Source organism: Balneola sp., from assembly GCA_002694685.1.
Lineage (GTDB): Bacteria > Bacteroidota > Rhodothermia > Balneolales > Balneolaceae > Gracilimonas.
On the sequence record NZMW01000011.1, the window covers coordinates 1 to 23,426 of the forward strand.

General features: G+C 39.0%; 17 protein-coding genes and 1 tRNA gene. 7 read left to right on the top strand and 11 right to left on the bottom strand.

The window, feature by feature from the left end; translation table 11 throughout:
• Positions 1-275: 275 nt before the first annotated feature.
• Both CL667_12395 and CL667_12400 read right to left on the bottom strand, forming a co-directional pair.
• Positions 276-2,924 carry a restriction endonuclease gene (locus CL667_12395; protein MAL18497.1) on the bottom strand — a complete coding sequence of 883 codons (2,649 nt, stop codon included), beginning with the start codon at positions 2,922-2,924 and terminating at the stop codon, positions 276-278.
• Between the two features lie 199 nt (positions 2,925-3,123).
• On the bottom strand, positions 3,124-4,944 hold the full coding sequence (locus CL667_12400) for a site-specific DNA-methyltransferase (protein ID MAL18498.1): 1,821 nt from the start codon (positions 4,942-4,944) through the stop codon (positions 3,124-3,126).
• Between the two features lie 200 nt (positions 4,945-5,144).
• Here CL667_12400 and CL667_12405 point away from each other — a divergent pair, with 200 nt between their 5' ends.
• Both CL667_12405 and CL667_12410 read left to right on the top strand, forming a co-directional pair.
• Positions 5,145-5,390: a hypothetical protein gene (locus CL667_12405; GenBank protein ID MAL18499.1), complete on the top strand. Its 246-nt coding sequence runs from the start codon at positions 5,145-5,147 to the stop codon at positions 5,388-5,390.
• Between the two features lie 42 nt (positions 5,391-5,432).
• Positions 5,433-5,669, top strand: a complete 237-nt coding sequence (locus CL667_12410) for a hypothetical protein (GenBank protein ID MAL18500.1) — start codon at positions 5,433-5,435, stop codon at positions 5,667-5,669.
• A gap of 123 nt (positions 5,670-5,792) precedes the next feature.
• On the opposite strand, the gene CL667_12415 is transcribed toward CL667_12410, so the two are convergent.
• Positions 5,793-6,908 (bottom strand): hypothetical protein, encoded by a 1,116-nt coding sequence (locus tag CL667_12415; protein ID MAL18501.1) that lies wholly within the window; start codon positions 6,906-6,908, stop codon positions 5,793-5,795.
• 104 nt (positions 6,909-7,012) lie between these two features.
• On the opposite strand from CL667_12415, the gene CL667_12420 reads away from it, so the two are divergent.
• Both CL667_12420 and CL667_12425 read left to right on the top strand, forming a co-directional pair.
• Positions 7,013-7,089, top strand: a tRNA-Pro gene (locus CL667_12420).
• Positions 7,090-7,239: 150 nt separating this feature from the next.
• Positions 7,240-8,355, top strand: coding sequence for a hypothetical protein (locus tag CL667_12425; protein ID MAL18502.1), 1,116 nt, complete (start codon positions 7,240-7,242; stop codon positions 8,353-8,355).
• A 28-nt stretch (positions 8,356-8,383) separates the two neighbouring features.
• Here the strand turns inward: CL667_12425 and CL667_12430 are convergent, their stop codons facing one another.
• The 3 genes from CL667_12430 to CL667_12440 form a co-directional block, all read right to left on the bottom strand.
• The gene (locus CL667_12430; protein ID MAL18503.1) at positions 8,384-9,823 is read right to left on the bottom strand and encodes a hypothetical protein; all 1,440 of its coding nucleotides are present in this window, start codon (positions 9,821-9,823) and stop codon (positions 8,384-8,386) included.
• A gap of 101 nt (positions 9,824-9,924) precedes the next feature.
• Complete coding sequence (locus tag CL667_12435) at positions 9,925-12,171, bottom strand: hypothetical protein (protein ID MAL18504.1); 2,247 nt, start codon at positions 12,169-12,171, stop codon at positions 9,925-9,927.
• Positions 12,172-12,261: 90 nt separating this feature from the next.
• On the bottom strand, positions 12,262-13,599 hold the full coding sequence (locus tag CL667_12440) for a hypothetical protein (GenBank protein MAL18505.1): 1,338 nt from the start codon (positions 13,597-13,599) through the stop codon (positions 12,262-12,264).
• A gap of 69 nt (positions 13,600-13,668) precedes the next feature.
• Here CL667_12440 and CL667_12445 point away from each other — a divergent pair, with 69 nt between their 5' ends.
• Positions 13,669-14,271, top strand: a complete 603-nt coding sequence (locus CL667_12445) for a hypothetical protein (protein ID MAL18506.1) — start codon at positions 13,669-13,671, stop codon at positions 14,269-14,271.
• 68 nt (positions 14,272-14,339) lie between these two features.
• A complete protein-coding gene (locus tag CL667_12450; protein ID MAL18507.1) occupies positions 14,340-14,723 on the top strand; it encodes a hypothetical protein in 384 nt (127 codons plus the stop codon).
• Between the two features lie 6 nt (positions 14,724-14,729).
• On the opposite strand, the gene CL667_12455 is transcribed toward CL667_12450, so the two are convergent.
• On the bottom strand, positions 14,730-14,942 hold the full coding sequence (locus tag CL667_12455) for a hypothetical protein (GenBank protein MAL18508.1): 213 nt from the start codon (positions 14,940-14,942) through the stop codon (positions 14,730-14,732).
• A gap of 14 nt (positions 14,943-14,956) precedes the next feature.
• Positions 14,957-15,679: a hypothetical protein gene (locus CL667_12460; GenBank protein MAL18509.1), complete on the bottom strand. Its 723-nt coding sequence runs from the start codon at positions 15,677-15,679 to the stop codon at positions 14,957-14,959.
• 146 nt (positions 15,680-15,825) lie between these two features.
• On the opposite strand from CL667_12460, the gene CL667_12465 reads away from it, so the two are divergent.
• Positions 15,826-17,889, top strand: a complete 2,064-nt coding sequence (locus tag CL667_12465) for a hypothetical protein (GenBank protein ID MAL18510.1) — start codon at positions 15,826-15,828, stop codon at positions 17,887-17,889.
• Positions 17,890-18,513: 624 nt separating this feature from the next.
• On the opposite strand, the gene CL667_12470 is transcribed toward CL667_12465, so the two are convergent.
• The 3 genes from CL667_12470 to CL667_12480 are packed head-to-tail and all read right to left on the bottom strand — an operon-like array spanning position 18,514 to position 23,348.
• The gene (locus CL667_12470) at positions 18,514-21,708 is read right to left on the bottom strand and encodes a DEAD/DEAH box helicase (GenBank protein ID MAL18511.1); all 3,195 of its coding nucleotides are present in this window, start codon (positions 21,706-21,708) and stop codon (positions 18,514-18,516) included.
• A gap of 21 nt (positions 21,709-21,729) precedes the next feature.
• A complete protein-coding gene (locus CL667_12475; protein ID MAL18512.1) occupies positions 21,730-22,215 on the bottom strand; it encodes a hypothetical protein in 486 nt (161 codons plus the stop codon).
• Positions 22,188-23,348, bottom strand: a complete 1,161-nt coding sequence (locus tag CL667_12480) for a hypothetical protein (protein ID MAL18513.1) — start codon at positions 23,346-23,348, stop codon at positions 22,188-22,190. The genes CL667_12475 and CL667_12480 overlap by 28 nt, the downstream gene beginning before the upstream one ends.
• Between the last annotated feature and the right edge of the window lie 78 nt (positions 23,349-23,426).

The following is a 23,426-nucleotide window of genomic DNA, read 5'->3' on the forward strand; positions in this document are numbered from 1 at the left end:
TAATTTGGAAGTAGAAGTACAAACATCTGCGTTAGATACATTGCAACTTATGCTGATGGATAACTGGAAAAGTCAGTTAAAGAGAGTTCAAGAGCAGTCTAAATAGTTGTCAAAGTGGTAAAGTGACGAAAAATGCTAAAAACTCTTCTAGAGAAATAATGAGGTTTAATAAACGAACTGATTATACTGATGCTGTTACTAGCTGAGTCAGCGGAAGGAAGGGCGCCTGCTCTTTCATTTAGTTGAACTTTCTTCAGAATTTGGCCACTAAGTCACTATAACTCTGAAACTATGTCCCGAATTTGATTTGCGTTGTATGCTCCCTCTATTGCATTATGATTAAATACCATGAGATAACGATAGCTTTTCCCTGCTAAGTCGGCCCATTGCTTACCCAATTTAAGTTTTGCAATACTATCCGAATTATCACGGTCATCACCTTTAGTCTCTATAATTACCACATTTCCTTTTTCTGTATAAATCAAAAAATCAGGATAGTGATTACCTTTAAAACCATTGATGGCAAAGCCTTTACCCCTCTCAAGATTTCTATGCCAGAATTTAACGTTATCAAGGTTGTGGATTTTTAGCAGGATTTCTTCCTCAAACTTGTTAATTGAAGCCTCTCTTTCATAAAGTGATCTGCTAATATTGGGGGCTAAATTTCCCGGCGCTAGCTGTTCTTTTAGCTTAAAGTTTGGGTGAGCTTTTATCTTATTTGTATCTACTTTCTTTTGGAATTCCTTTTCAGCATGTTCGTCAGCTAAGGTTCTGATCTTTCGTTTTATAATATCTTTGTAGGTATATTTATTTTGCACACAGTCGATGAGCTGCTCACTATTCATATCACTCAAAATTCTACTGACATACAATTTAATATCCTCTTCGGGTATTGGATAAATACTGCCAATAAGCTCAATTAACGTGTGAGCGACATTCTTAACCTGTGTTTCCTTCGGCTGTGATCGGATGTATTCCACCAATGGTTCCCGAACTCTGTCATCTTCTATTCTGGCAAAAGACGGAGTAGATTGATTGTTACCCGTTTCTTCTAGATCCACTTTATAGAGCTCCGATTCTAACTCAGAAAAATTGATTTCTGCGTTTTGGTTACTAAGCCGAAAATCTTCTAACAAATAATTCTGATCTAATGGTACCAATTCAGATTCGGTTCCAAACAATTCATTGCCAGCTCCTTTGATTTCAATAAAAAATTGGGGAAGCTCCAGTTTTAAAGCATCTTCCTTAAAATGGTCTTTCATTCTATACATGTTCACCTTGGCATGTTTGAGGTCATTGTATTTTTCGGCTTCAGAATCTCCTGTACCCTGAATTTTACGCTCAAATTCTTCACTCTCTTTTTTCGCTGTTTCCTGAATGTCAGAGACAATCTCATCTTCAACTTCTGCGTCTTCAGTGTCCTCCGATCTAAATCGGATACGGCTTGTTTCAATAGGTTCATCTTCTTCTACTATGGGCTTTTGTTCGGACTCACCTAAAACCAATTGTTCTAAGGGATCAGTTGATTCTTCTTTTGATTCAGCCTTTCGATCTTTTTTTCGATAATCACGTTTACTAAACCCGGATTCCTGCAATGCCTCAACGATGTTATCAAGGGTTTCAGCAAATTGATTGGAAGCTGTAAGTACATAAGAAAGGTTCAGTAGCGGAGAATCATGTTTTGCCACATAAGGTTGACGTAGAACTCTCCCTAAAATCTGCTCTACATCTACAGCCGATGAACGGTTAGCCAAGGAAGCTAAGATATAGGCAAACGGACAGTCCCATCCTTCTTTCAGTGCGTTAATGGTAATGATATAGCGAATAGGACAATCCTTAGACATCAAATCTTTACCATCAAGATCATTGATGTTTGCTGTTTTGATTGCAATCTGTTCTTCCGGGATCTGAAGCTCTAAAAGCTGTTCTTTGATTTTTGTGAAGGTTGTTGAATCATCGTCTCTATCTGCCTGGGCCTGAAAGAGCACAATAGGGCGAATGTATTTTCCGCCCTTTTCATGTTCCTCTTTAGCCAGCCTTTCTAATTTGCTCTGCAAGTGAAGGGCACTATTTACGACCTCTGTTTTATCATGATGGTTATATACAATTACCGGCAATTTAACCATGTGCTCTCTTTTGAGCGCCATAGCCGAAGCCGAAGAGATGATATTGCTATTACTTTTTGGTGTAGCCGTCAGGTCAAGAATAAAACTTGGCCGTAGATCTTTAAGCATTTCAACACTTAATTCGGTTTCCGCATTATGGCTTTCATCTAAAACAACTACTGGATTCAGTTTTCTTATCACATTAATAAGAGCGGTCTCATCGGTATCTTCCAACACATGATCGCTTGTTTCAAAAGCATCTGCAAAGCTCGCAAGCTGCCCATTTTCCTCAAATACTTTTCGGTCTTCTCTTCTTCTAGCTCGTAAACTTGCAAAACTCATCACAAAAATACTGAGCTGCTCTTCAACTACCGTTGGGTTGAAATTGGCTCCCTGTAGAAGATCCTCTTTTTTATAAATGCCAACTCGATGATTGAATAGTGTATTTAATTTCTGCCGATACGGATGATCCGGGTCCGAAAGTGCTTCATATGCCTGATCTAATAAATTCCTCCAGGGCACCAACCACACTACTGCTTTAGGCTTACTGGTATCAAAGGCATTGAAGATAGTACGGAGGCCGTTTACAGCAATGAATGTTTTACCACCGGCAGTCGGAACTTTAATACAAGCATGAACCGCGCCGGGCACATTATTTTTATACGGACGCATCCCATCTCTGGTAACAGGATTGTAAGCTCCAATCTTATCTTCCCAAAACCGATTGAACGCTTTACCATAGTCATGATCTTCCTGAATGTATTCCAAGTACAATTCCAGATCATCCAGTACATCTTGTTGGTAGGGTTTAAGCTCCATTTTATAAAATCTTACATCCTGAAAGGATCATTATGACAAATTTATTATAGCTGAACTGTAAAGAGCTCTGTAACATTTGATCTCCAACAATTAGCATTTTCTCTGAACTGCACGGATTTTCCGAACATTCGATTTTAGTGAAATTAAACTTGTAAGTAATGCTTACAAGTTGAACAAGTTCTTGTACAATACTTCATTTCTAAAACCTCGAAATATCTCGAGGGATCTTCTTGAAGATGATATTCCGGCTCTGCAAAAATTCTTTGGAAAGCAGACAGTTATCGGCATAGATCACATACTGATCTGACTTTTGTTTAATGGTTGCTAAAAACTCATGATTGAGCGTGGTAATAATTTCCTTCTCGTAAAAGAAGTAGTAATCGGTTTCATCTTTGGTGCCGAGTAAATGTTTATGGGCATCTTCAGCACGTTCTTTGGGGAAAGCCGTTTTAGTTTCGCTGTACCACACGTATTCTCGAATACGTGATTCTTCTACATCTTCGTTAAGTAGTTTATTTTCGTCAAAGAGGGGTTGGCCTAATTGGTAAAAATCGAAACTGCCGCCAATGCCGTTAACCTTCCCAGATACTTTCTTTACTCCAACTATATTAATTTTTTCGCCATCACTTTCAATATTTACCTCATTGTACTCTCCATTCGTTCTCTTTTCTTCATAAAAGTCTACCAGATCATTTGCATTCTTTAAGTTAGTAATATTAATCTTATAACTTTTTAAGGCCTTTTTGACTTTCCCATTAAAATGATAACCTTTTATTACCCTTTTTACTCTTTCAGAGGTAACAGAATCTGCATAATCTTCCATTTCTACTAAAATAAAATTTCGATTTCCTCCATCTTCTTTGTTTAATTGCTGAACAGCTTGGCCAGTAGTTCCCGTACCTGCAAAAGAATCTAATACTATGTCATTCTTACTAGTGACTAGTTTAATAAGGTATTTTATTAGTTCATGTGGTTTTGGAAAGTCAAAATTATTTTCTCCTATAATACCTTCCAGTTCTTTTGAGCCAGATTTTGTATTAGCTAGTTTTCTTATTACAGTAGGTGGATTTATTACACTTTTTTCTTTTCTATAAGTTAGAACACCACTCGAATTAAAATAAAATTCAAGTAATTTTTGCCCTTTAGTATCATACGTTTCATTTTTATTTCCATAAAACCACTCTTTCATTTGAGACTTCATTGCCCAACCTGCTTCTAAAGTAACTTTATCTGGTAACTCACCATCCTCACTTATCATTTCACCGTGCTTTAGAAAAGTTTTTTCAGATCCACCCCAACTTCCATCAAGTTTTGTCCCCGAATCAGCATCAAACCTTGTTCCTTTAGGAAAAGTAAAATCACTTTTTGGATTCTTCTTACTAATTTTCTTTAAAGCCGAATGTTTTATCTCCCCAGCACCTCCTTTAAAGTTTGGGACTAGGTTTTTATTCTTACAATAAACTAAAACATATTCATGTGATCTAACAAAATGACCTGCTTGAGTACCTGTACCTAAATCCCAAACAACTGTCGCTATTTTATTTTTAATTCCAAATATTTCATTTGCGATACTTATTAAGTGGTGGCTTTCATAATCATCTATTGAAATAAAAATTACACCATCATCGGAAAGTAGTTTAAATAAAAGTTGAAGTCGTGGATACATCATACAAAGCCATTTGTCATGACGGCTTAAGTCGTCACCTTCTTTTCCGACAACCTCACCTAACCATTTTTTTATTTTAGGATGATTGACATTATCGTTATATGCCCACCCTTCCTCTCCAGTATTGTAAGGAGGATCAATATAAATGCACTTAATTTTACCTTCGTATCCTGGCAGCAGGCTTTTTAGGGCCTCCAGGTTATCCCCGTGAATAATCTTATTTCCGCTTTCTGTGGGCTCTGTTCTTTCCCCTTGTTCCGCATCAAAGCCATATTGGTGTTCCAACACGCGGTACGGTACATCCTGATGATGATTTACGACTTTTTCTTTGCCAATCCAGTGTAGTGTAGGCATCTACAAAATTCCCTTTTTTATCTGTTGCAATATCAGTGGATTATAGGGAATGAGTGATTCATTAGAAAGAATTGAATGATATTAATCTGTCATGTTGCTATAGGAGCGCAGCATATTTCTGAATATATGTTACACATATATAGTCCGGCATGGTATTTGCACCCCTATGTTCAACAATTAATTAGTTTAAGAGAAACATTATGAAAGATCTAGCAAAACAACTGGAAAAAGAAGCTATGAAGGAAGTAAAGAAAATTGAGAAATCATTCACGAAAGAGTTTAATAAATGGATTAATCAGTTTGCTGATAAACACGAGATTGATTCGGGAAAGCTTGAAGTAAGTCAGAATAACAAGAATAGGTTTGCTGAGGTATTACACGAAGGCAAGATGGTTGCATACGTCAATATCAATAATGACATACTGAAATTTCATGAACTGATTTAAGGTCTTACAGTGAACAAATGATTAAATAAACGAGAGGTTATTATGGCAAAACGAAACACATACCACATAACAAAAACGAAAGATGGTTGGAAAGGATCCACAGAGAACGCTAAGAGAGCATCTGTAACTGGAGATACTAAAAGAGAAGTCCAAGAAAAGACCATTAACATTGCTAAGAATAAAGGCAACTCATCAGTAGTAATTCATGGCAGAAATGGACGGATTCAGGAAGAAAGAACGTACCCAAAAGGAAGCGATCCTTATCCACCAAAGGGCTGATTTTAAATTTTCTCAAGTTTTTTTGTAAGGAACTAGTTTGGGAACGCTCTAAAAACTAACTAAAAAAGCAGTGAAACTCACAAGCGGTTGATCTCTGCAATCTGTTTTGATTGATAATTTGTATTACTTCAATACCCGCCCAACCTGCTTCGAAATATCCATATTCAACAAATCCGCATATCGCTGAGTAGTCTTAACATCTGCATGTCTGAGCCAGCGCTGTACGGTATAAATGGGAACTCCGGCGCGTAGGAGTTCTATACAGCAGGTATGCCGTAAGCTGTGAATGTTCAGGTAGGTCTTCTTGGGAAGAGCCTTTTTCAAATATTTATTGAATAGCCGGTTTGTATGTCTTCTACAGGAATGACCAAACAGACGACCATCCTCTGAGCTACATTCAGCCAGTTTGCTTCGAGCTATCTCCTTCAACGGCTCCACGCTTTCAATGGGTAGCACCTGCTTCTTCTTACTCTTAGTGACGAAGTGGGCATTTCCGATAGTTATTTCCCAGGTATCGGTATTAATGTCTCCGGCGCGCAAGTTTAAAGTTTCAGAAAGCCGCATTCCAGACAAACGCTGCCAGTGAATGAAATCCACCAGCCACATGGCATTCAATTTTTCTGACTGTAAACCTTTTTTGACATCTTTGGCCACTTTGCCACTGATATAGCTGGTTAGCTTTTCAATGTCTTCTTTAGTGAAGTAGTTGATGGATTCTTCCTGCTCACTCCCATCATTATTTACATGCAGCTTCTTAGAGCTTAGCTTAGCTAGATTGTTTTCATCCAGCCAGATCAGGAAGGTCTTCAGCTTCTTCTTATGAGATCGCTTGGTTTCGTATTTGATATCATTACGGTTCAAAAAGGTATTAAAGTGCTTCTCTGTGATTCCACCGACCGGGTGATCATTTCCAATCCTCCTCACAAAATCTTCCAGCACATACTTTGCATTCCTAGCCGTATTAGGTCGCCAATCTTTCTTTGACTTCAGTTTGATGTACTGATCAAGCGCTTCTTTAATAGCAGAATCCTTGCTTAGCTCTTCTCCCTCAATAGTAACGGTTTCATCCAGCCAGGGATCAAAAGCGCCGGTAGCAAATTCATCTTCCAGCTTACGCTGGAGTTTTAATGCAGTTTGTTTAGTTCTTGTTTTTAGCGCTACTCGTTTTCTTTTGGGACGTCTTTTGCTGTTGTAGAATTGTACGTAGTAGAGTCCATGTTGCTTAATTAGTGATGACATCTCGATAGCAATTTTATAGCAGTCACTATCATTTTGCTTATAAAAACCGAAAAAATAAGATTGATGCCTGCCACAAATCGGCTTATCTTATTATTCTATTAAATCGGGGCGTGGCTCAGCTAGGTAGAGCGCTCGGCTGGGGGTCGAGAGGTCGCAAGTTCAAATCTTGTCGCCCCGACTATTAGAAGCTCCCAAGTGGCTTATACAGGTCATGAGGGGGCTTTTTCATTTTTAGCCCTTTTGCTCTTTTACTCTCAAAGTCGGGTAAATCTACTCTTTTGTTACTCTATTGTTATACAGATTGTTCTCCAAAATAACGGAGAATATTGCTATGGCGACCCTTCTGAAGCAGAAAAACTGGTACTACCTGCAATTCTATAATGGAAAAAGACGACCCCAAAGAAAAAGAGTAGCGCTTAAAACCAGAACAAAGAGTGTTGCCATAAAGCAACAACGTAGGTTAGAAGATGAATATGCTACCGGAGATTTCGATCCTTGGCTTGATGATACAGTTTCCATTGAAGGAGAAAAGTTCTCAAAAGATTCTACGCTTAAAGATGCGCTTAATCGCTATATCAAAATTAAAGCTAGAAAAGATTGGCGGCCTACCACAACTCGTAATGCAACATATGTGTTACAAGACTTTATCAAAAGAACAGGAGAAAGCCGTCCAATAGGTTCTATCACCGAAAAACACTTCAATGCTTTTCTGAATAGGAGTGACATCAAGTATGAAACCAAACGATCTCACAAAAAGAAGCTAAAGACATTCCTGATCTGGTTAGATGAAAACAATCTGGCCAAGCTTACCTCTAAAAAGCTCCATATAGATAATGATGGTGTAGAGCAGGAAGAAAACATCAATTACTTTACTAAAGAAGACATAGAAAAGCTGACATGCTATATCAGTGGCAAAGTGGCCAAAGATCTGAAAAAAGGTTTTCAGTCAGAAAAATTGAATGCCTTATGGCTAGTTGATTTCATTCACTGGCAGCGGCTGTCAGGAATGCGGCTTTCTGAAACGCTAAACCTGCGCGCCGGAGATATTAACACTGAGACCTGGGAAATAACTATAGGAAATGCCCACTTCGTAACTAAGAGTAAGAAGAAACAGGTGCTACCCATTGAAAGCGTGGAACCGTTAAAGGAAATAGCACGAAGCAAACTGGCTGAATGTGGCTCAGACGATGACCGCCTATTTGGTCACTCCTGCAGAAGACATACTAATCGGTTATTTAATAAATATCTAAAACAGGCTATACCAAAGAAGACCTATCTAAATATTCACAGCCTCCGGCATACCTGCTGCATTGAACTACTTCGCGCCGGGGTTCCCATTTATACCGTACAACGCTGGCTCAGGCATGCAGATGTTAAAACAACTCAGCGGTATGCTGATTTGCTGAATATGGATATTAGCGAGCAGGTTGGCAGAGTACTAAAGTAGTTGGCTTTTTTTTAAAATATTTATTGAACTAAGTTTTTCTGCAAAGTTCGTCATAACCAATTAAGTTTTTCGGACTAAATGAGTCGAATTGCCACCGTGGAATTTTACGCTTACCTGTTTCAAATTCTTTCCATAGTTTTTCTAATTCATTCTTAGATTCAACACCCAACAGAACCTTTACATTATCAAAGTATTTTGAAGATCTTGAACGTGCAAAAATTTCAAAGGGCCCTGAAAAATGACTTGCATACAAAAGTGTTTCCGGCCACCAATCATGATAAACTTCCTGATAATCGATTTGATGACGTAAATACAATATTAAATCTGCCTGCATCAAATATCTAAATTCAATCCCTGTTTCTTTACACCTATTTTTAAGTAAATCCGCTCTAATTGAAAGCCTATTTTTTTTAAGCCTATTATTTCGATCTTCTAAAGACCTCATATAACGACGAAATTCTGAATAACTAGCCAGATTATTGCCGCCAAATTCAGGATGTCCAGATATATAATATTCATTTTGCATTAAATAATTAGCAGAATCGAACCTCTCATATTTTACAAGTGCAGCAACTGCATATAGAAATAGCTCATGTATTATAAATCTAAAGTTATCAAAATCCCCTTCTTTGTAACGGTTTGTATTATTAGTCTTTGAAAGATATGGAAGCAATTTTTCAAAAAATCTGTGTATTCGAACTCTATTTTCATCGCAATCATTATATAGGGCAATTGTCAAAAAAATTTCAATAGCTTGATTTCTGTAGGGAATAAATGACTCAATACTCTCTATTACAGCCTCATCGAATGGTTTTTCATCTCCACTTAATCTTAGCTTTTCAATTTCTGATGATAATTTTGAGAAATACTCTTCCAGAGCTGCACTTGCATAATCCTTATCATTTTTCAGTGCATTACTTGCTCTTTTAAAAACTACTGAAGTCCCTAACGATACTGAGTTATTATTTTCATCTAGAAATTTTGGTTTATCACCTAACTCAGGCTTTTGATGTAATGGCTTGTCATAAATCCATCGCAATAGTTTCTCAAAATTTTTGACATTAGTGCTTTGGTCGCTCATGTCAATATATATTCGAGATTTGTAATATGTAGGTAGGTATGCGTCCCCATTATCATCCCGCTCTTTGACCACAGCAACAAACTTATCCTGGTCTTGTTTTGAATATATTTCAGAAGATATAATTTGAGCTTCTGTTCCTACACCTCCACTTCTATCATTAGTTTTTTGGACATACTTTTCATCACAGATCAATAAAACTTTCTCTATTTCAGGTTTACTAACCATCTGCTCCATAAAAGCATTAGCGTCATTTCCTTCCTTAAGATCCCATTTATCCAAAATTACATTTATTCCTGAATCCCGGAGCTCAGTCGCAAGATCTAGTACCCATTCTTCATGATCTGGATTGCTCCAACTATATGATATAAATAAATTAGGATTTGACACTTCGACAGACCTTTTTAATTAATATTTCTTCTCAATTATTTCGAGAAATAGCAGTTATGGTGCTATTAAGCAAGTCCATTTTTAGAACAAAAACGTAAATACTATTTTATTAACATCAACTTTCTAGTGTCCACAAACGCTCCAGCTTGAATACGATAAATATAAGCTCCACTGGTAAGCCCTGTTGCATCAAAAGTAGCTGTGTGCCACCCGGCGCTTTGTTTATCATTCACTAAAGTAGCTACTCTTTGACCCAGCATGTTAAAAACGGCCAGTTCAACTTCAGCTGCATCTGGGATACCATAGCGAATTTGTGTAGTAGGATTAAAGGGGTTTGGGTAATTCTGCTGTAGAGAGAACTTATCCGGCTTCGATGATAACAGCTCATTTGAAGTTGTCATTTGGGTAGTAAAGCTAAGTACTTCAGACCAGCCACTAAATCCATAACTGTTTACGGCCTGAACTCTCCAGAAGTATTTTGCACCTTGGTCTAGGGTATTTACCTGGTACTCTGTTTCGAGCAATTCAGTGACCTCTAGTGTAGTATCTGTAAAAGATTCACTGGTTGATAATTGCAGCTGATATGTATCTGCTCCCTTTGACTCATTCCATTTCATAAGGGGCGATGTTGAAACACTATCTTCACCATTATTGGGTTCCCACGAAGGAATTCCTGGAACACCTGATTCGGTAGTAAAAACACCGATTTTACTCCATTGACTATTACCAAATTCATTGTTTCCTCTAACTCGCCAATAGTAGGTTGAGTCATACTCGAGACTATTTACAACTTGGGTAATCTTCCAATCCTTAGTTCTTATCTTAGAAGCTTCTTCATCATTAACTGAAACAAGTTCATTAAATTCGATACCTGTTGAAACTTGTAGCTCATAGTCATCTGCTTCACCAATGGGCAACCAAATAAACTGTACTGGGATTGATGCCAAAGAGCTATCTGTAGGAGCATCAAGTTTAGGTTGATCTAATGCATAGGCTGTTCTAAATGATGTGGTATCACTCCACTCTCCAGTACCAGCTAAGTTGACTCCTCTCAATCTCCAGTAATAATTTGTTCCATAGCTTAATTCTCCGTTTAAAGAAAATGTCGTGTCCTCAATACCGAATTCAGAAATAATTTTACTATCAAAGCTTTTCAGTGCAGAAATTTCAATTTCATACGATTCTGAATTATTAGCATACCAATTAAGTGCAGTATCGATAGGAACATTTTCAACACCATCTAAAGGGTAAATTTTGCTAGTAGCAATTGGCGGTTCTAGGTTTGGTGAAGGAATAGCTTGAACATCTTGCCAGGATAATGCTGGGTAATTATTGGTTAGAACCCAAATTTTCTCAAAGTCTAAAGTATTCATATAATAAAATGCAGAGTCTTCGAGCATCTGATTAGTATCAAGACCAACTCCTCCATCGTCAAAGCCTCTTCCAACTGCATTTGATTGGTTTGAACTTTTTACATCCCAATATGATGAAACTAACTGCGTCCCATTAACACCTACAATGCCTCCAACATCAACATTGCCTATTACATTACCACTTGAATATGAATTCACTATGTTGCCAGTCCCTGTTTTCAATCCTACTAAACCACCTATACTTTCCTCACCTTCAACGTCACCCAATGCATACGAGTTTTCAACGATTCCATCCCCGCCACCTCCTCCACTTCCCATCAATCCACCTACTTGGTTATTACCTGAAATATTTCCAGTTGCAAATGAAGTAATTATGGCTCCGTTTCTATTGTTACCCAATAATCCTCCAACAACATCAGATCCAGTTACAATAGCTCTGGAAAATGAATCAATAATTTTAGCTCCACCAGTATTATTACCAACTAAACCACCTACAACACCAGACCCACTGACAGTACCTGTTGAAGAAGAGTTTTTTATATCACCCCAGGCATTATAACCTGCTAATGCCCCAACAATGCTTTTTCCACTAATCCTACAGTTGATAATTACTACATTACTAATTGGAGCACGGTCAACATATCCAAAAAGTCCAACATAATTTTCATTTCTATTTATGTTTAAGTCACTAATTTTATAGCCTTGCCCATCAAAAGACCCAGTAAAACTTATAATATTATCGCCTATTGGTTCAAACCCTAAACTATCATTCCAAGCAATAGTCTCCCCAGCATCAATGTCGCTAACCTGGATGTAGTGTTTATCTGGCTGACTACTTATCTCCTGTAGCTGTTCTAACGTAGATATTTGATAAGGGTCCTCTTCAGTCCCAGATCCACCAGCAAATTGTGCTTGCACTTGCACTGTTCCTAGAAAAACAAAAAGAAGCCCCAATAAAATTTTATTACCCGACATATTATAAATTTTGTATTTAGAAATCCCATAAATGTAATGATTTCAAATACTAAATGTAATAATCAGAGCACCTGCTTATTGGGCAATACTTTAATTCCTCTCCAAAAAATGCGTCTGGCCCTCCACACGGTGCATCGTATGAGCTTTAACCAACGTCCCTTTACCATATCGATTATTTATCTCATCTAAAGCTTCATTTCGGGCTACAGATTCGGCTTCATCCTGGAAAAACATATTCATCTGCTTGGTCTTATCGATTTTATGTGTGCCAATACCCAGGTTCCTAATCTCCAATCCCTTCTGGCATGCCACTGACAAAGCGTATTCGACTTTATCCATACAGGCCTCGTATACATATTCGTCAACATTAGTGAAGCCTGGAGTCACAAAGCGAAAGCCTACGGCTGGCCGGTCCGTGTTGTTGAATCCGAACATTCCGCTGAAGCTGTTGGCTCGGATTCCATAGGCTCGCATTCGGTAGCAAATTTGGTAGATACCAATGGCAAACTCTCCCTTAATACGTTCAAGATCTAAGCTGCCCTCAGAAAACGTATGACCATAACTTACGCCCCACTTTGGTGAGTATTCATCGTGTTCTTCTAATATCCTGGCCTGGTCCTGCCCGGTTATAGTCTCAAAAATCATTCGTCCGAAGTTGGCCCCGAATAATCGAATGAATGTATTAACGCTTCCCCGATCTACTACATCTCCTATGGTTTGAAATCCTTCACCTAAGATATGTTCATAGCGCCGGCGCCCTACCCCCCAAACCTCGTCTACATCTAAGGGATATATGTAAGCTCTCTCGTCTTCATCATTTAGAACCAGACTTACACCCTTGGGTTTATCTAAGCTGCTGGCCAGTTTGGAGTAAGTCTTAGATCGCGCTATACCAATAGATCCATAGAGTCCAGTCTCCTGAAATATCTCATTCTGTAAGCGTTGACCAAACTCTTTGATCTCTTTTTCACACTTGTCTTTCATGAAGGTTAGATCCATAAAGTATTCGTCCATTGAATACCGCTCTATCTTGTGGGAGTAGTTTCTCATGATGTGGTGGACTTGCTTGGAAATAGCCGTGTAAGTCGTGTAATCCACCTGAAGCATACAGACATAAGGAAAGAGCTGCACGGCCTCGTAGGCGCTCATCCCGGTCTTAACACCGTACTCCCTGGCTTCGTAGGATGCAGTGGCTACTATCCCTTTAACCCTACCATCATCCCTGCGCCACCCACCAATTATTAAGGGTAAACCATAGAGCTTTTTTCTACGCTGTTCTACCTGAGCGTAAAAGCAAGCAAAATCAAAATGAAGATATAGTCGCTCTCGTCGAGATATGTGTTGATGCTCAGGATAAACTGTATTGTATAAAGTAATGCGGTGTACATCATGTTCTGGCTGAAACGGATTCCCTCTTTTTTTTGGCATAGTTTCTTGATCTTTTATTGATATGTGTAATATATGTGTGTAATTTAAAATGACCAAAAAGAGTTGGTCATGAATAAATTCCCCTTAATCGAAATGTTGGCTTATTTCTCGAGACACAGCCGCCCATCTGTGCCTCAATGGAGAGATACCTTTGTACAGAACCAAAAGAGAATCCTAACATCATGTACCAAAGAAGAAGGTGGTATTAAGAAGTCCTATTACAGCATCGAAACAAAAGAAGGTGAGATCATTGACTTAATATTCAATCATGAAGAACTGATCTGGGATCTGGAAGCCTCCGGGAAGCTAAAAGGTTATACCGTAGACAAGGTTCTTGTCCATATGAAACGCCACAAGAATCCTACCTCTGCCTCCCACCGAGTGGTTCCACTACGTTTCGAAGTATTGCCAAGATCAGAGGTCGAGCGTAAATCTCCTATTGAGTTCTCACTTATCGAGCGAATGCAGCCGTATCGGTTTCAGAAGAATAGCAACGGCTCCATCCAGGTTCAACGCGTCGTAGCGCGTAATAATGAAAACAGGATACATGAGGTGAATCTCAACTACGTCGTCGAGGATACTGACAAGCGATTCTACCACTTAATCTTTATCACAAAAGACTTGGACTGGAGATTCATCAAAGAGATGGATCGCTTACTGTTTGAGGACTAAGCCTTCCCTTTTCACTGAATTTCAGTTATTGTAATGCAGATGCAGTTCAATATAAGTTCATACTAATTATGGATAGCCCATTAGACAAAGCGTTATCGGAATATGCGATGGCAAACTTTAAGTTCTTCCGAAGTTTTGCCCGGCTTAATTCTGAGAAGTTCAATTTCTCAGTACCATTAAAAGACTTTGAGAAGAACATCCACAACTATGAAGAAACTGCTTACCAGCTAATTGATGCATTAATCGTAAGTGATATTGGAAAAGAAGACTCTGAGGTGTTAGCTGAAAGTATTGAATTGACACTAAAGCTTGCCAGGTATTCAAAGCAATCTCTTCATCTAATTAAAAGCTTTTTCAATGGTTCTGCTAGCCAGGAGAGGGTATGTGCCCAAAAAAGCATTGAGAAGATTTGGGGGTTTAATGAGAAAATTTTAGAACTGGAACTACCCTAACACAAGTTACGGCTCAATACCCTGAAAGTCCTCCCAGTACCACTCTCTCATGTCTTTGACCAACTGCTCTTTTACTTCATCCGGCGCTAAATCTCCCCATACTACTTTATCAATGAGATCATCGTCATCTCCAAGCAATGCCTGACATCTTGGAAAATCATTGTGGATAATAAAACCTCTGTCAGCTTCAAGTGTAAATTCGAATTTTGGTTTTTCCATAGTACGCCCTCCATTTAACCAAAAAGGTCAGCCTTTTCGATTAGTCCAGGTTCATTGTTTTTCACATTTCCAACGGCTTTCGGCACAATATGTTCTTTTAGCGCATCATCAGGATAGGGCTCTAAGAAATCAAGAAGAAAGTCTGGATCAGTGTTTTCAGGATTCAACCAATCATCAAATTCTTCCGGGTGTAAAATAACAGGCATTCGATCATGTATGCTCTCCATAAGCTTATTCGGAGAAGTAGTAATGATGGAATAGGATTGACCAACACTTGACGATTCCGGCGCTATATCAGAATAAATGCCAGCAAAACCCATAAACTTGCCTTCTTTCGGATAGATGTAGTGCGGAGTCTTATTTCCTTTTGATCCTGTCCATTCATAAAAGCCATTAGCCGGAACTATACACCTTCGATTTAGAAACGGAGACTTCCACATTCGGCTGCTCATAATCTTATCATCTCTGGTATTAATTGGAGTGAATGGCTTATCTCCCTTTTTAGGCTTCCATCCCATAAATCCCCAGTGCATAGATACGATAACTCTTTGGCCTTCTTCATTCACAAACGCGACAGGCATTTCATGAGTTGGAGCAACATTATAATTAGCAAAGAAGATTTCGGTTTGCTTACCAGGGCGCCGGTTTAGAGGAGGAGCAATTCCTTGATCAATGGAATTTAGAAAGTCTTCCAACTCTTGCTGTTCTTCTGCTGTCAGGGTGTATCGTCCGCACATGTTGTCGAATATTTATTTCTAATTAAAAATTTTGTAGATAAACCTTTCCCTTTCTTGTGACTAGATACAGCTTGATTATATTTGCCCTGCAAAAGAAAATACCCCTCCAATTAAGTTTTAATTACATAAGCCACAATGGGAGAGGTATGTCATTAAAACAATCACAAATTCATGAGGAAATAAATTTGAATACCAAAAGTACTCAAAAACAAGATACTCGGACTGCTATAAATCGATTATTAAATGAACCAAATCACCCATTAATTGTCAATACCAAAAAGTATGATCAGCTAGAGTATAATACGCTTGTTAAATTCAACGCCGGCATTATTAATATCTGGGGATATGATTGGCTGTTATTTAAATACAATACCGGCGCACAGCTTTACAGAAGGGAAAATAACAAAAAAGTAATAAGAGCAGTCACAGACTCAAAGCCTGCTGAGAGCTTCTTTGGTCTCGAAAACCTCAACCCACACCATAAACTTATTGTAGCAAAATCACCACGTGAAGCAATGTTACTTGATCAGCTAATGGGTGATGAGTACTCAGTACTGGGTCTCGCTTCAGGTGAGGTAGGCACTTTGAGTTCAGCACAAAAAAAATGCCTGGAACTGGTACTTCCAAGCATTCAAAAAATCTATGTTTTTATGGACACAAATGACATCAATTCTTTAAAAATCTCATCTATGTTAACAGAAGATATATCTAAATTAACTAATAAAGCAACCCGCCAAATTGACATCACTAGGTCGAGTGAGGGGAAATTCAAAGATGTTACTGATGCAATTCGGAATGGAGAAGGTAAAGCATTTATTCAGAAAAGCATGAATAATTCAAAGCTCTTTGAACCTGCAGCTACTGCAAGTACTGCAATAGCTCCAAAAGTTTCTACTTCAATATTCAATGAAACTAATTTTCCTTCAAGACTCCCTGAATTTATTGTTGAGGATATGTCACCCTCAATTGGTAACCTCCTCAAACTTATTAATGAAGACTATAAGCGGGATGTTTTTCTTTTATCTTCACTTCCAGTTATCGCTTCCCACTTAGTAAATGTTAAAATCCATACTAGGGATGGATTGGTAACCCCAGACCTTTATTCAATGGTTGTAGCCCCCCCGGCTTCTGGAAAAGGAGTTGCAAATAAGGCTAGAGATATCGGCAAATCTTTAGAAGAACATTTCAGTTCTCAATACCAAGAATCTTTGAGGCTTTGGAGAAGTCTTCGAAAAGAAGACCCTACTTTAGATAAACCTGAACCTAGAATGCTCTTTTTACCTGCTAACTCTTCAAATAGAGCAATGCACGATAGTCTGAAAGTGAATAATGAGCACGGAATAATATTTGAATCCGAAATTGACACACTAGTAGAAGCTTTCAACCAAGATTGGGGTAACTTTTCAGCATTAGCAAGACAAGCTTTTCATCATGAGAGTGTTTCCATTAACAGAAAGGATGAATACTTCTCTTTAGAAAACCCATCACTATCTATTTTCTTATCTGGAACAGAAGATCAGTTTACAAGGCTATTCAAGAACCCGGATAATGGATTTTTCTCACGATTCCTATTTTACACATATAGAGCCGAAAGAAAGTGGCAAAGTCAAAGAGCTACAAACCAATCAAGGGAGCTTGAATCAAAAATTGATGAACTAAGTAAATCACTAAAAGAATTGTTTCTGTACCTGGATCAAAGAGAGAAACCAATCATAATTTTGATTGGGAAAAGACAATGGGATAGAATAGATAGTTTTTTTAATGATATGACCCAATTCTTAGTTCGTGAAGGTTTCAGTGATCATCATCACTCGATTCTAAGAAGAAACTCTCTAATACTAGTAAGAATTCTAACTATTCTTAGCTGTTTAAGATTATTGCATACTTTAGGAATAGGGGCATTTGATACTGATAAAATTAATACTACTGAGGACGAACTTGATGTCTCCATTAAAATAATTGAAGTATTATTTGAGCACAGCTCTCATTTTCTTGAAAAACTCTTTAGTAGAAGAAAAACTTCAAAGCTAAACCAAAAAGAATCTAGTCTCTTAAAATTACTCCCATTTGAGTTTGAAACAAATGATGCAATTAATATTGGCAGCCAGTTAGAGTACTCTGAAAGGAGCACTTATTATGCTTTAAAAAAGTTAACTAAAGAGGGAATCCTAGAGAATCCAAAAAAAGGACTTTACAAGAAATCAGCATAGCATTGTATCATAATATTGCAGTTTTGCAGTTTTGCAGTTATTCAAAATCTGAAAGGCACCTCTGTCAGGTGCTTTTCATTTTTTCGGCTTTTGGAGCCTGGATTTTTTTCACCCCCCTCATATATTAAAAATCCCTGCTATGGATGGCTACCTCAGTGGCATATGGTCTATAAGGTTCATCAAAAAGGAAACTGGAGTCCCAATAGGGGACCCGTTCAAATGCCTTAAAATCACACCCACTCTAAAACGACGTTAAACGAACTTTTTATTTCCTTATAGCTACCATTATGTAAAGTCGACCTCTTTTCCGAACTAATCTTAGAATATTTATTTATTCTCATAAATTATTAAGGAATTTACATCAACGTGTTTAAATATAGTCAGGTGGGCGCATCATGTTTAAAGTTACATAAGGGCTGATTTACAATTTCCTTAGTTTTTAAGGTATAGAGATAGATATTTGTAAGATCCGGCGCCGGGAATATTGCGCCCAACTCTCAAAAAAACTCTCTAAAATGACCCCACTTACTCCCAACTCAAAGCACCTATTACTACCGATATAAAATGTATCCAGCAGGTAAAAGTTAACTTCTGAAGTCACACTCTCTTTTCCAATTTCAACTGTCAATAGCTTTGCAATACATGATCAAACACTTCGCTACAGGTTTGTGCATATAGCTTTCGATCATACTTGTCAGGCAAGAAGCCATCCAGTTCTTTCTCTATGGTGACTTTCACATCCGAAATTCGCTTCTGGTACTTACTCCAATCCAGCACCAGCTTCTCAGACTTCAGTTTGTCCAGCAGTTCCTTAATCCCTTCTTTTATCTTGTCTCTCTCCTTCTTAGTAAGCTGTACTTTATCATGTAGTGTTACCACATCAAACAGGGCCAACTGCTCTTCAGAAAGGTTTTCCCGCATATGTCTCTCGGACTCATCATCCAGCTTCTTCACAAACTTGAATAACTCTTCAAGCTGGATCTCAGCAGTAACGCTGTAGTTATTGTACCGCTCAATCATTTCTTCAAACTCTTCTTTGAAATCGATTCGGGTGCGGTTCTCTTCCATCATCTGCTCCAGGCGATCTTCAATGGTGGCTTTCACTTTTTGCAGCTCAACCCGCTTATTCTTTTTCTTAGCAAATCGCTCTTTGAGCTTCTCGAAATCGATGTTGCTTAGATCAATCGGTTCAGAGCCTTCATCAATGATATATGGCTTGCTCTTAATAGATTCATCCAGTTTGTTGGAAATCTCTTCTCGTACTTCATTCAGATCGTCCTCAGTAGATGGCCCTAATCGTTTTATTAAATCAGCTATTGCTTTCAGTGCAGCTCGCGCCGGCAGGAACTGGCTGGCCTTAGGATCTGGCAGGATGGACTTATACAACTGATTCACTGTCTTAGCGTGGGCTATGAACTCTTTCTTCTTTTCTTCGTTGATCAGGAGCTTATCAGCAGCTCCCTCTATTTCTTCATTTAACTCTTCAAAGTCTACCAGGATCTTTGCGAACTCTTCCTGGTACTTAGACTTCTCAAACCCTTTTGCATTGATGATCTTATCCAGATCTACACCTTGTTCATTACAATACTTTTTGGCCTTCTGGATGGCTGCTTTTAATTGTTCTATCAATTCGGCTTTATTCTTGACCGGAGGGTCTTCGTCCCCTTCTTTATTATCCTTTCCAGTGGCATAAGTTGCCAGAGCTTTCTGCAGGTGACGAAAGACGCCTACATAGTCAACGATCATTCCATTGTTCTTATCCACAAACACCCGGTTGGCTCTCGCTATGGTCTGCATCAGCGTGTGACTCTTCATCGGCTTATCCAGGTAGAGCGTAGACAGACTTGAAACGGAGAAGCCGGTAATCCACATTGCACAGACAAAAACCAGCCGTAGAGGATCATCATCATCTTTGAACTTATCATCCAGCGATTCTTTTTCCAGGCGCTTTCTGTGCTCCCGGATATCTAATCCCTCTTCATCAAACTCTTTAATCTCATTCTGGGACTTAGAGATTACCACCGCCATATCGGTTTCCTTCATGAAGTTGAGCCGTTCCAATAGCTCATCTGTTTCATGAGCGCCGGCGCTTTGAATCTGCTTCTTGAGTCGCTCTTCTTCAGCCTTCCATTCTTTCTGAACCAGGTCGTACATACGAACGGTCGTAAAACGATCTATACAGATCATCATGCCTTTCCCCATAAAGCCACGATTGAGGAAGTGCTGCACTAAATCCTTAGCTATGGTTTCCAGTCGCTCTTTGCGGGTGATAAGGTGATATTCCTGCTTAAATTCTCGCTCCAGCTTCTTCTCCTGCTCTTCGTTGAGCATTGCATCGTCTAAGAGCTGTTGAAGCTCTTCATTGAGATGTTCGTTGCTGAGCTCCAGTTCTGGTATGCGGTTCTCATAGTATAGGGGAACTGTTGCATTGTCTTCTATGGATTGCTTGAAGTCATACACGCTTACATAGTCACCAAATACCTCGCGGGTTTTCTGATCTTCTCCTTTAATCAGCGGGGTGCCGGTAAAGCCAAGGAATGCAGCATTAGGAAGAGCCTTTCGCATATTCATTGCTAGGGTATCGTATTGAGTACGGTGAGCCTCGTCCGTGATGACAATGATGTTATCATCCTCACTAATGACGGGAAACTCTTCTCCGTCTCGACTGTGGAACTTGTGGATGAGGGTGAATATGTACCGGTGGTTTTCTCCCAGTAGTTGCTGAAGCTGTTCTTTGCTTTCAGCCCGGACTTCAGATTCCGGTTCGGTTACAGCACCAACACCGGCAAAGTTCTTGTAGATTTGCTCATCCAGATCCAGCCGGTCTGTAACGATCACGAACTTCCAGTCGCCCGGAATGGATCGCATAATCTTTCGGGTAAGCAAGGCCATCGAGTAGCTCTTACCGCTGCCTTGGGTGTGCCAGAACACTCCAAGCTTACCCTTGTTCTCCTCAATACGATTTACGGCTTGTATGGCGTTATTTACCCCTAAATACTGGTGATTGCGAGCCATTAATTTCTTTGGCTTGGACTGCACATTCTCAAACAGAATGAAATGCTCCAGCAGATCCATTAGCCGGTTCTTTTCACACATCCCACGAATAGCGGTCTCTAGGGAAACTATGCCGGGTTCTTCTTCATCACTGATCTTCTTCCACTCGGTATAAAATTCCCAGGGATTAGATATCGTGCCTATTTTGGTATCCACACCATTGGATAGGAAGATGAACTGGTTGTACCAAAAGAGCTGTGGAATAGTATCTTTATAGTCACTGATATTATCATTCAAAGCCTCCTCAATCCGGCGCGCCGGCTTCTTGAGTTCAAACAGTAACAGTGGAAGGCCATTTACAAAGCCTACCAGGTCAGGGCGTTTATTGCCGTAATCTCCACTAACCCAGAGTTGAGATACCAGCAGATAGTGATTGTTCTCCGGTTCGTTCCAGTCAATGATCTGGACGGTTACTTCTTTAAGCTTGCCATCGGTTCCACGGTATTCTACATCAACACCTTCCCGGATCAGATCATAGATTTCTTTATTTGCCCGAACCGGATGCATTGAGGATCGGTCTTTGGATAGCTCCTTAATAACCTCATCCACTTGTTCCTTAGGCAGCTTTGGATTGAACTCCCGAATCTTTTCTTTGAGATGCTTCGCTAATACCACCTCATTCCGCGTACTTCTGCTCAGCGTCCCCGAAGACTCATTGGATGCCAGCTCTTCCTGATAGGCATTTAACGTATCCCAATTTATGTTTTTGAAGATGTCTATAGCTGGTTGTTCAACCGATGCATCTTCACTGTAGCTTGATGGCATTTTTTTTAAAGCTTTTAATATTTAACTAAATATTATTCCTTCTTTTGTAATCACTTCCACGAATTTAATTCGATAAATATCCTCAGCCCGACAAATATCAGGAATTTTAGGGCCGTTCATATCATTAGAAGGAGATTCATTAGTAACAACAACGGCATTTTTTACAATTGCTAACGCAACTACATAGGGGTCGCCCTCATTTTTACCCGTGGTGAGCCCAAAATTGTTATAATACGTTACAAGCCGTTGAACTTCAGCTTGAATTGTTTGATCAGAAGGATGAATAAAATAATCTCGCCTTTTTTTAAACCACTCAAAACATTCGTCACCGCCCCTCTCAAGCTCTTTAAATACCACCTCTGACATACCACCGATTTCTTCAATACCTAAAGATTCTATCCACTGCCATATTTTTGGAAAATTTTGGATGGGATAATCCCTCCAGGCATTGATAATTGCATCGGAATCGAGGGAGTATTTCACACGTAAGAGCCCTCCTCTGGCCAATCAAATGTTTTGGCTGCCAGTTCATTGAGATTGGGGACTTTCCAACCGGTTAAATTGGCAAGTTCTGCAACATTTATTTGATCATTGAAATAGTTCTGAAAAGCTGCTTTCAGGTACAATTTCCCCTTTCTTACAATCTTATTGTAATAAGCATTTCCTCCATCTCCCCCGCCTGAGGAATTATTATAGAAGGAGAAATCTGGAATAAGACTATCGTATTCTTCCTGTGTTATATAATCTAAAGTCATTAACCGGATAAGTATTACATAACCAGATACCCGAAATTTATTACTCAACCGGTTTACTTCTCTCACGGATAGTCTATCCCGGTTAAATCCTTCTCTAATATTTTGGTCAGGGACAAGAATCTCAGCAGTAAGACGATTACACTTTTGTTCAAGTGTTTGGTTGTTACCAAAATAATCGGACAACGAATCATTTATGAGAACAGAATCCCGATAAAGTACATGCGCCAGTTCATGTATTAGTGTGAATATTCGAGCATTGTAAGAGTCCTTCGAATTTATGCCAATAACCGGAAACTGCTCTTCAGCAATTGCAAAGCCCCGACATGCGTTTACCTCTACATAAGGAAATTGAGTGATATAAATATCCTTCTCTTCCAACAAGTTTTTCCATTCAGTTAAAGCATTAGAAGAACTGGTCCAGGAGGACTGCACCTCAAATGTAACGCCCAACCACTCCCGGATCTGGCGGGCTTGATCTTGCACAGTGCCTGAAAATACGTTAAGCTTTGGAATCGTTTGCGGTGTCCTTTTTATAGATTCATAAAATGAAAAGAGCTGCTCCCTGTTTCTTTTTGCTTCACGAATAGCTGCAATCAGCTTTGGTGGAGCTCCATCAAGCGGCATATTATTAATTGTGCGGAACTCAGAAAGGGTTTCATTTTCCTCTGGTACATCATTTAAGTAAAAAAATCCTGGAGTGCGATCCAATTGTTCAGCAATCGTCATTAACTGGTTGGTCGTAGGTTTGGCTTCTCCTTTTTCCCACTGCACCCAACGCTCTTCTTTAACCGGTACTTTACCGGCAATAATGGGTATATCATACCCCATACGCTCACGAGAGAACGTTAATAGCTTTGGGTTGATATGTGCCTTAGGGTATTGCATTTAGTTAATATAACGAATCTACACTAATTAGAGTTTTAGCTAACTGATTCTCCAAGTTTTGCTGTAAGTTCATATTGC

Coding starts and splice junctions, on each gene's coding strand:
- CL667_12455 (MAL18508.1), bottom strand. CDS start 14,942: ATGGAAAAACCAAAATTCGAATTTACACTTGAAGCTGACAGAGGTTTT.
- CL667_12440 (MAL18505.1), bottom strand. CDS start 13,599: ATGCCAAAAAAAAGAGGGAATCCGTTTCAGCCAGAACATGATGTACAC.
- CL667_12465 (MAL18510.1), top strand. CDS start 15,826: ATGTCATTAAAACAATCACAAATTCATGAGGAAATAAATTTGAATACC.
- CL667_12405 (MAL18499.1), top strand. CDS start 5,145: ATGAAAGATCTAGCAAAACAACTGGAAAAAGAAGCTATGAAGGAAGTA.
- CL667_12400 (MAL18498.1), bottom strand. CDS start 4,944: ATGCCTACACTACACTGGATTGGCAAAGAAAAAGTCGTAAATCATCAT.
- CL667_12435 (MAL18504.1), bottom strand. CDS start 12,171: ATGTCGGGTAATAAAATTTTATTGGGGCTTCTTTTTGTTTTTCTAGGA.
- CL667_12415 (MAL18501.1), bottom strand. CDS start 6,908: ATGTCATCACTAATTAAGCAACATGGACTCTACTACGTACAATTCTAC.
- CL667_12480 (MAL18513.1), bottom strand. CDS start 23,348: ATGCAATACCCTAAGGCACATATCAACCCAAAGCTATTAACGTTCTCT.
- CL667_12470 (MAL18511.1), bottom strand. CDS start 21,708: ATGCCATCAAGCTACAGTGAAGATGCATCGGTTGAACAACCAGCTATA.
- CL667_12425 (MAL18502.1), top strand. CDS start 7,240: ATGGCGACCCTTCTGAAGCAGAAAAACTGGTACTACCTGCAATTCTAT.
- CL667_12450 (MAL18507.1), top strand. CDS start 14,340: ATGGATAGCCCATTAGACAAAGCGTTATCGGAATATGCGATGGCAAAC.
- CL667_12395 (MAL18497.1), bottom strand. CDS start 2,924: ATGGAGCTTAAACCCTACCAACAAGATGTACTGGATGATCTGGAATTG.
- CL667_12445 (MAL18506.1), top strand. CDS start 13,669: ATGAATAAATTCCCCTTAATCGAAATGTTGGCTTATTTCTCGAGACAC.
- CL667_12410 (MAL18500.1), top strand. CDS start 5,433: ATGGCAAAACGAAACACATACCACATAACAAAAACGAAAGATGGTTGG.
- CL667_12460 (MAL18509.1), bottom strand. CDS start 15,679: ATGTGCGGACGATACACCCTGACAGCAGAAGAACAGCAAGAGTTGGAA.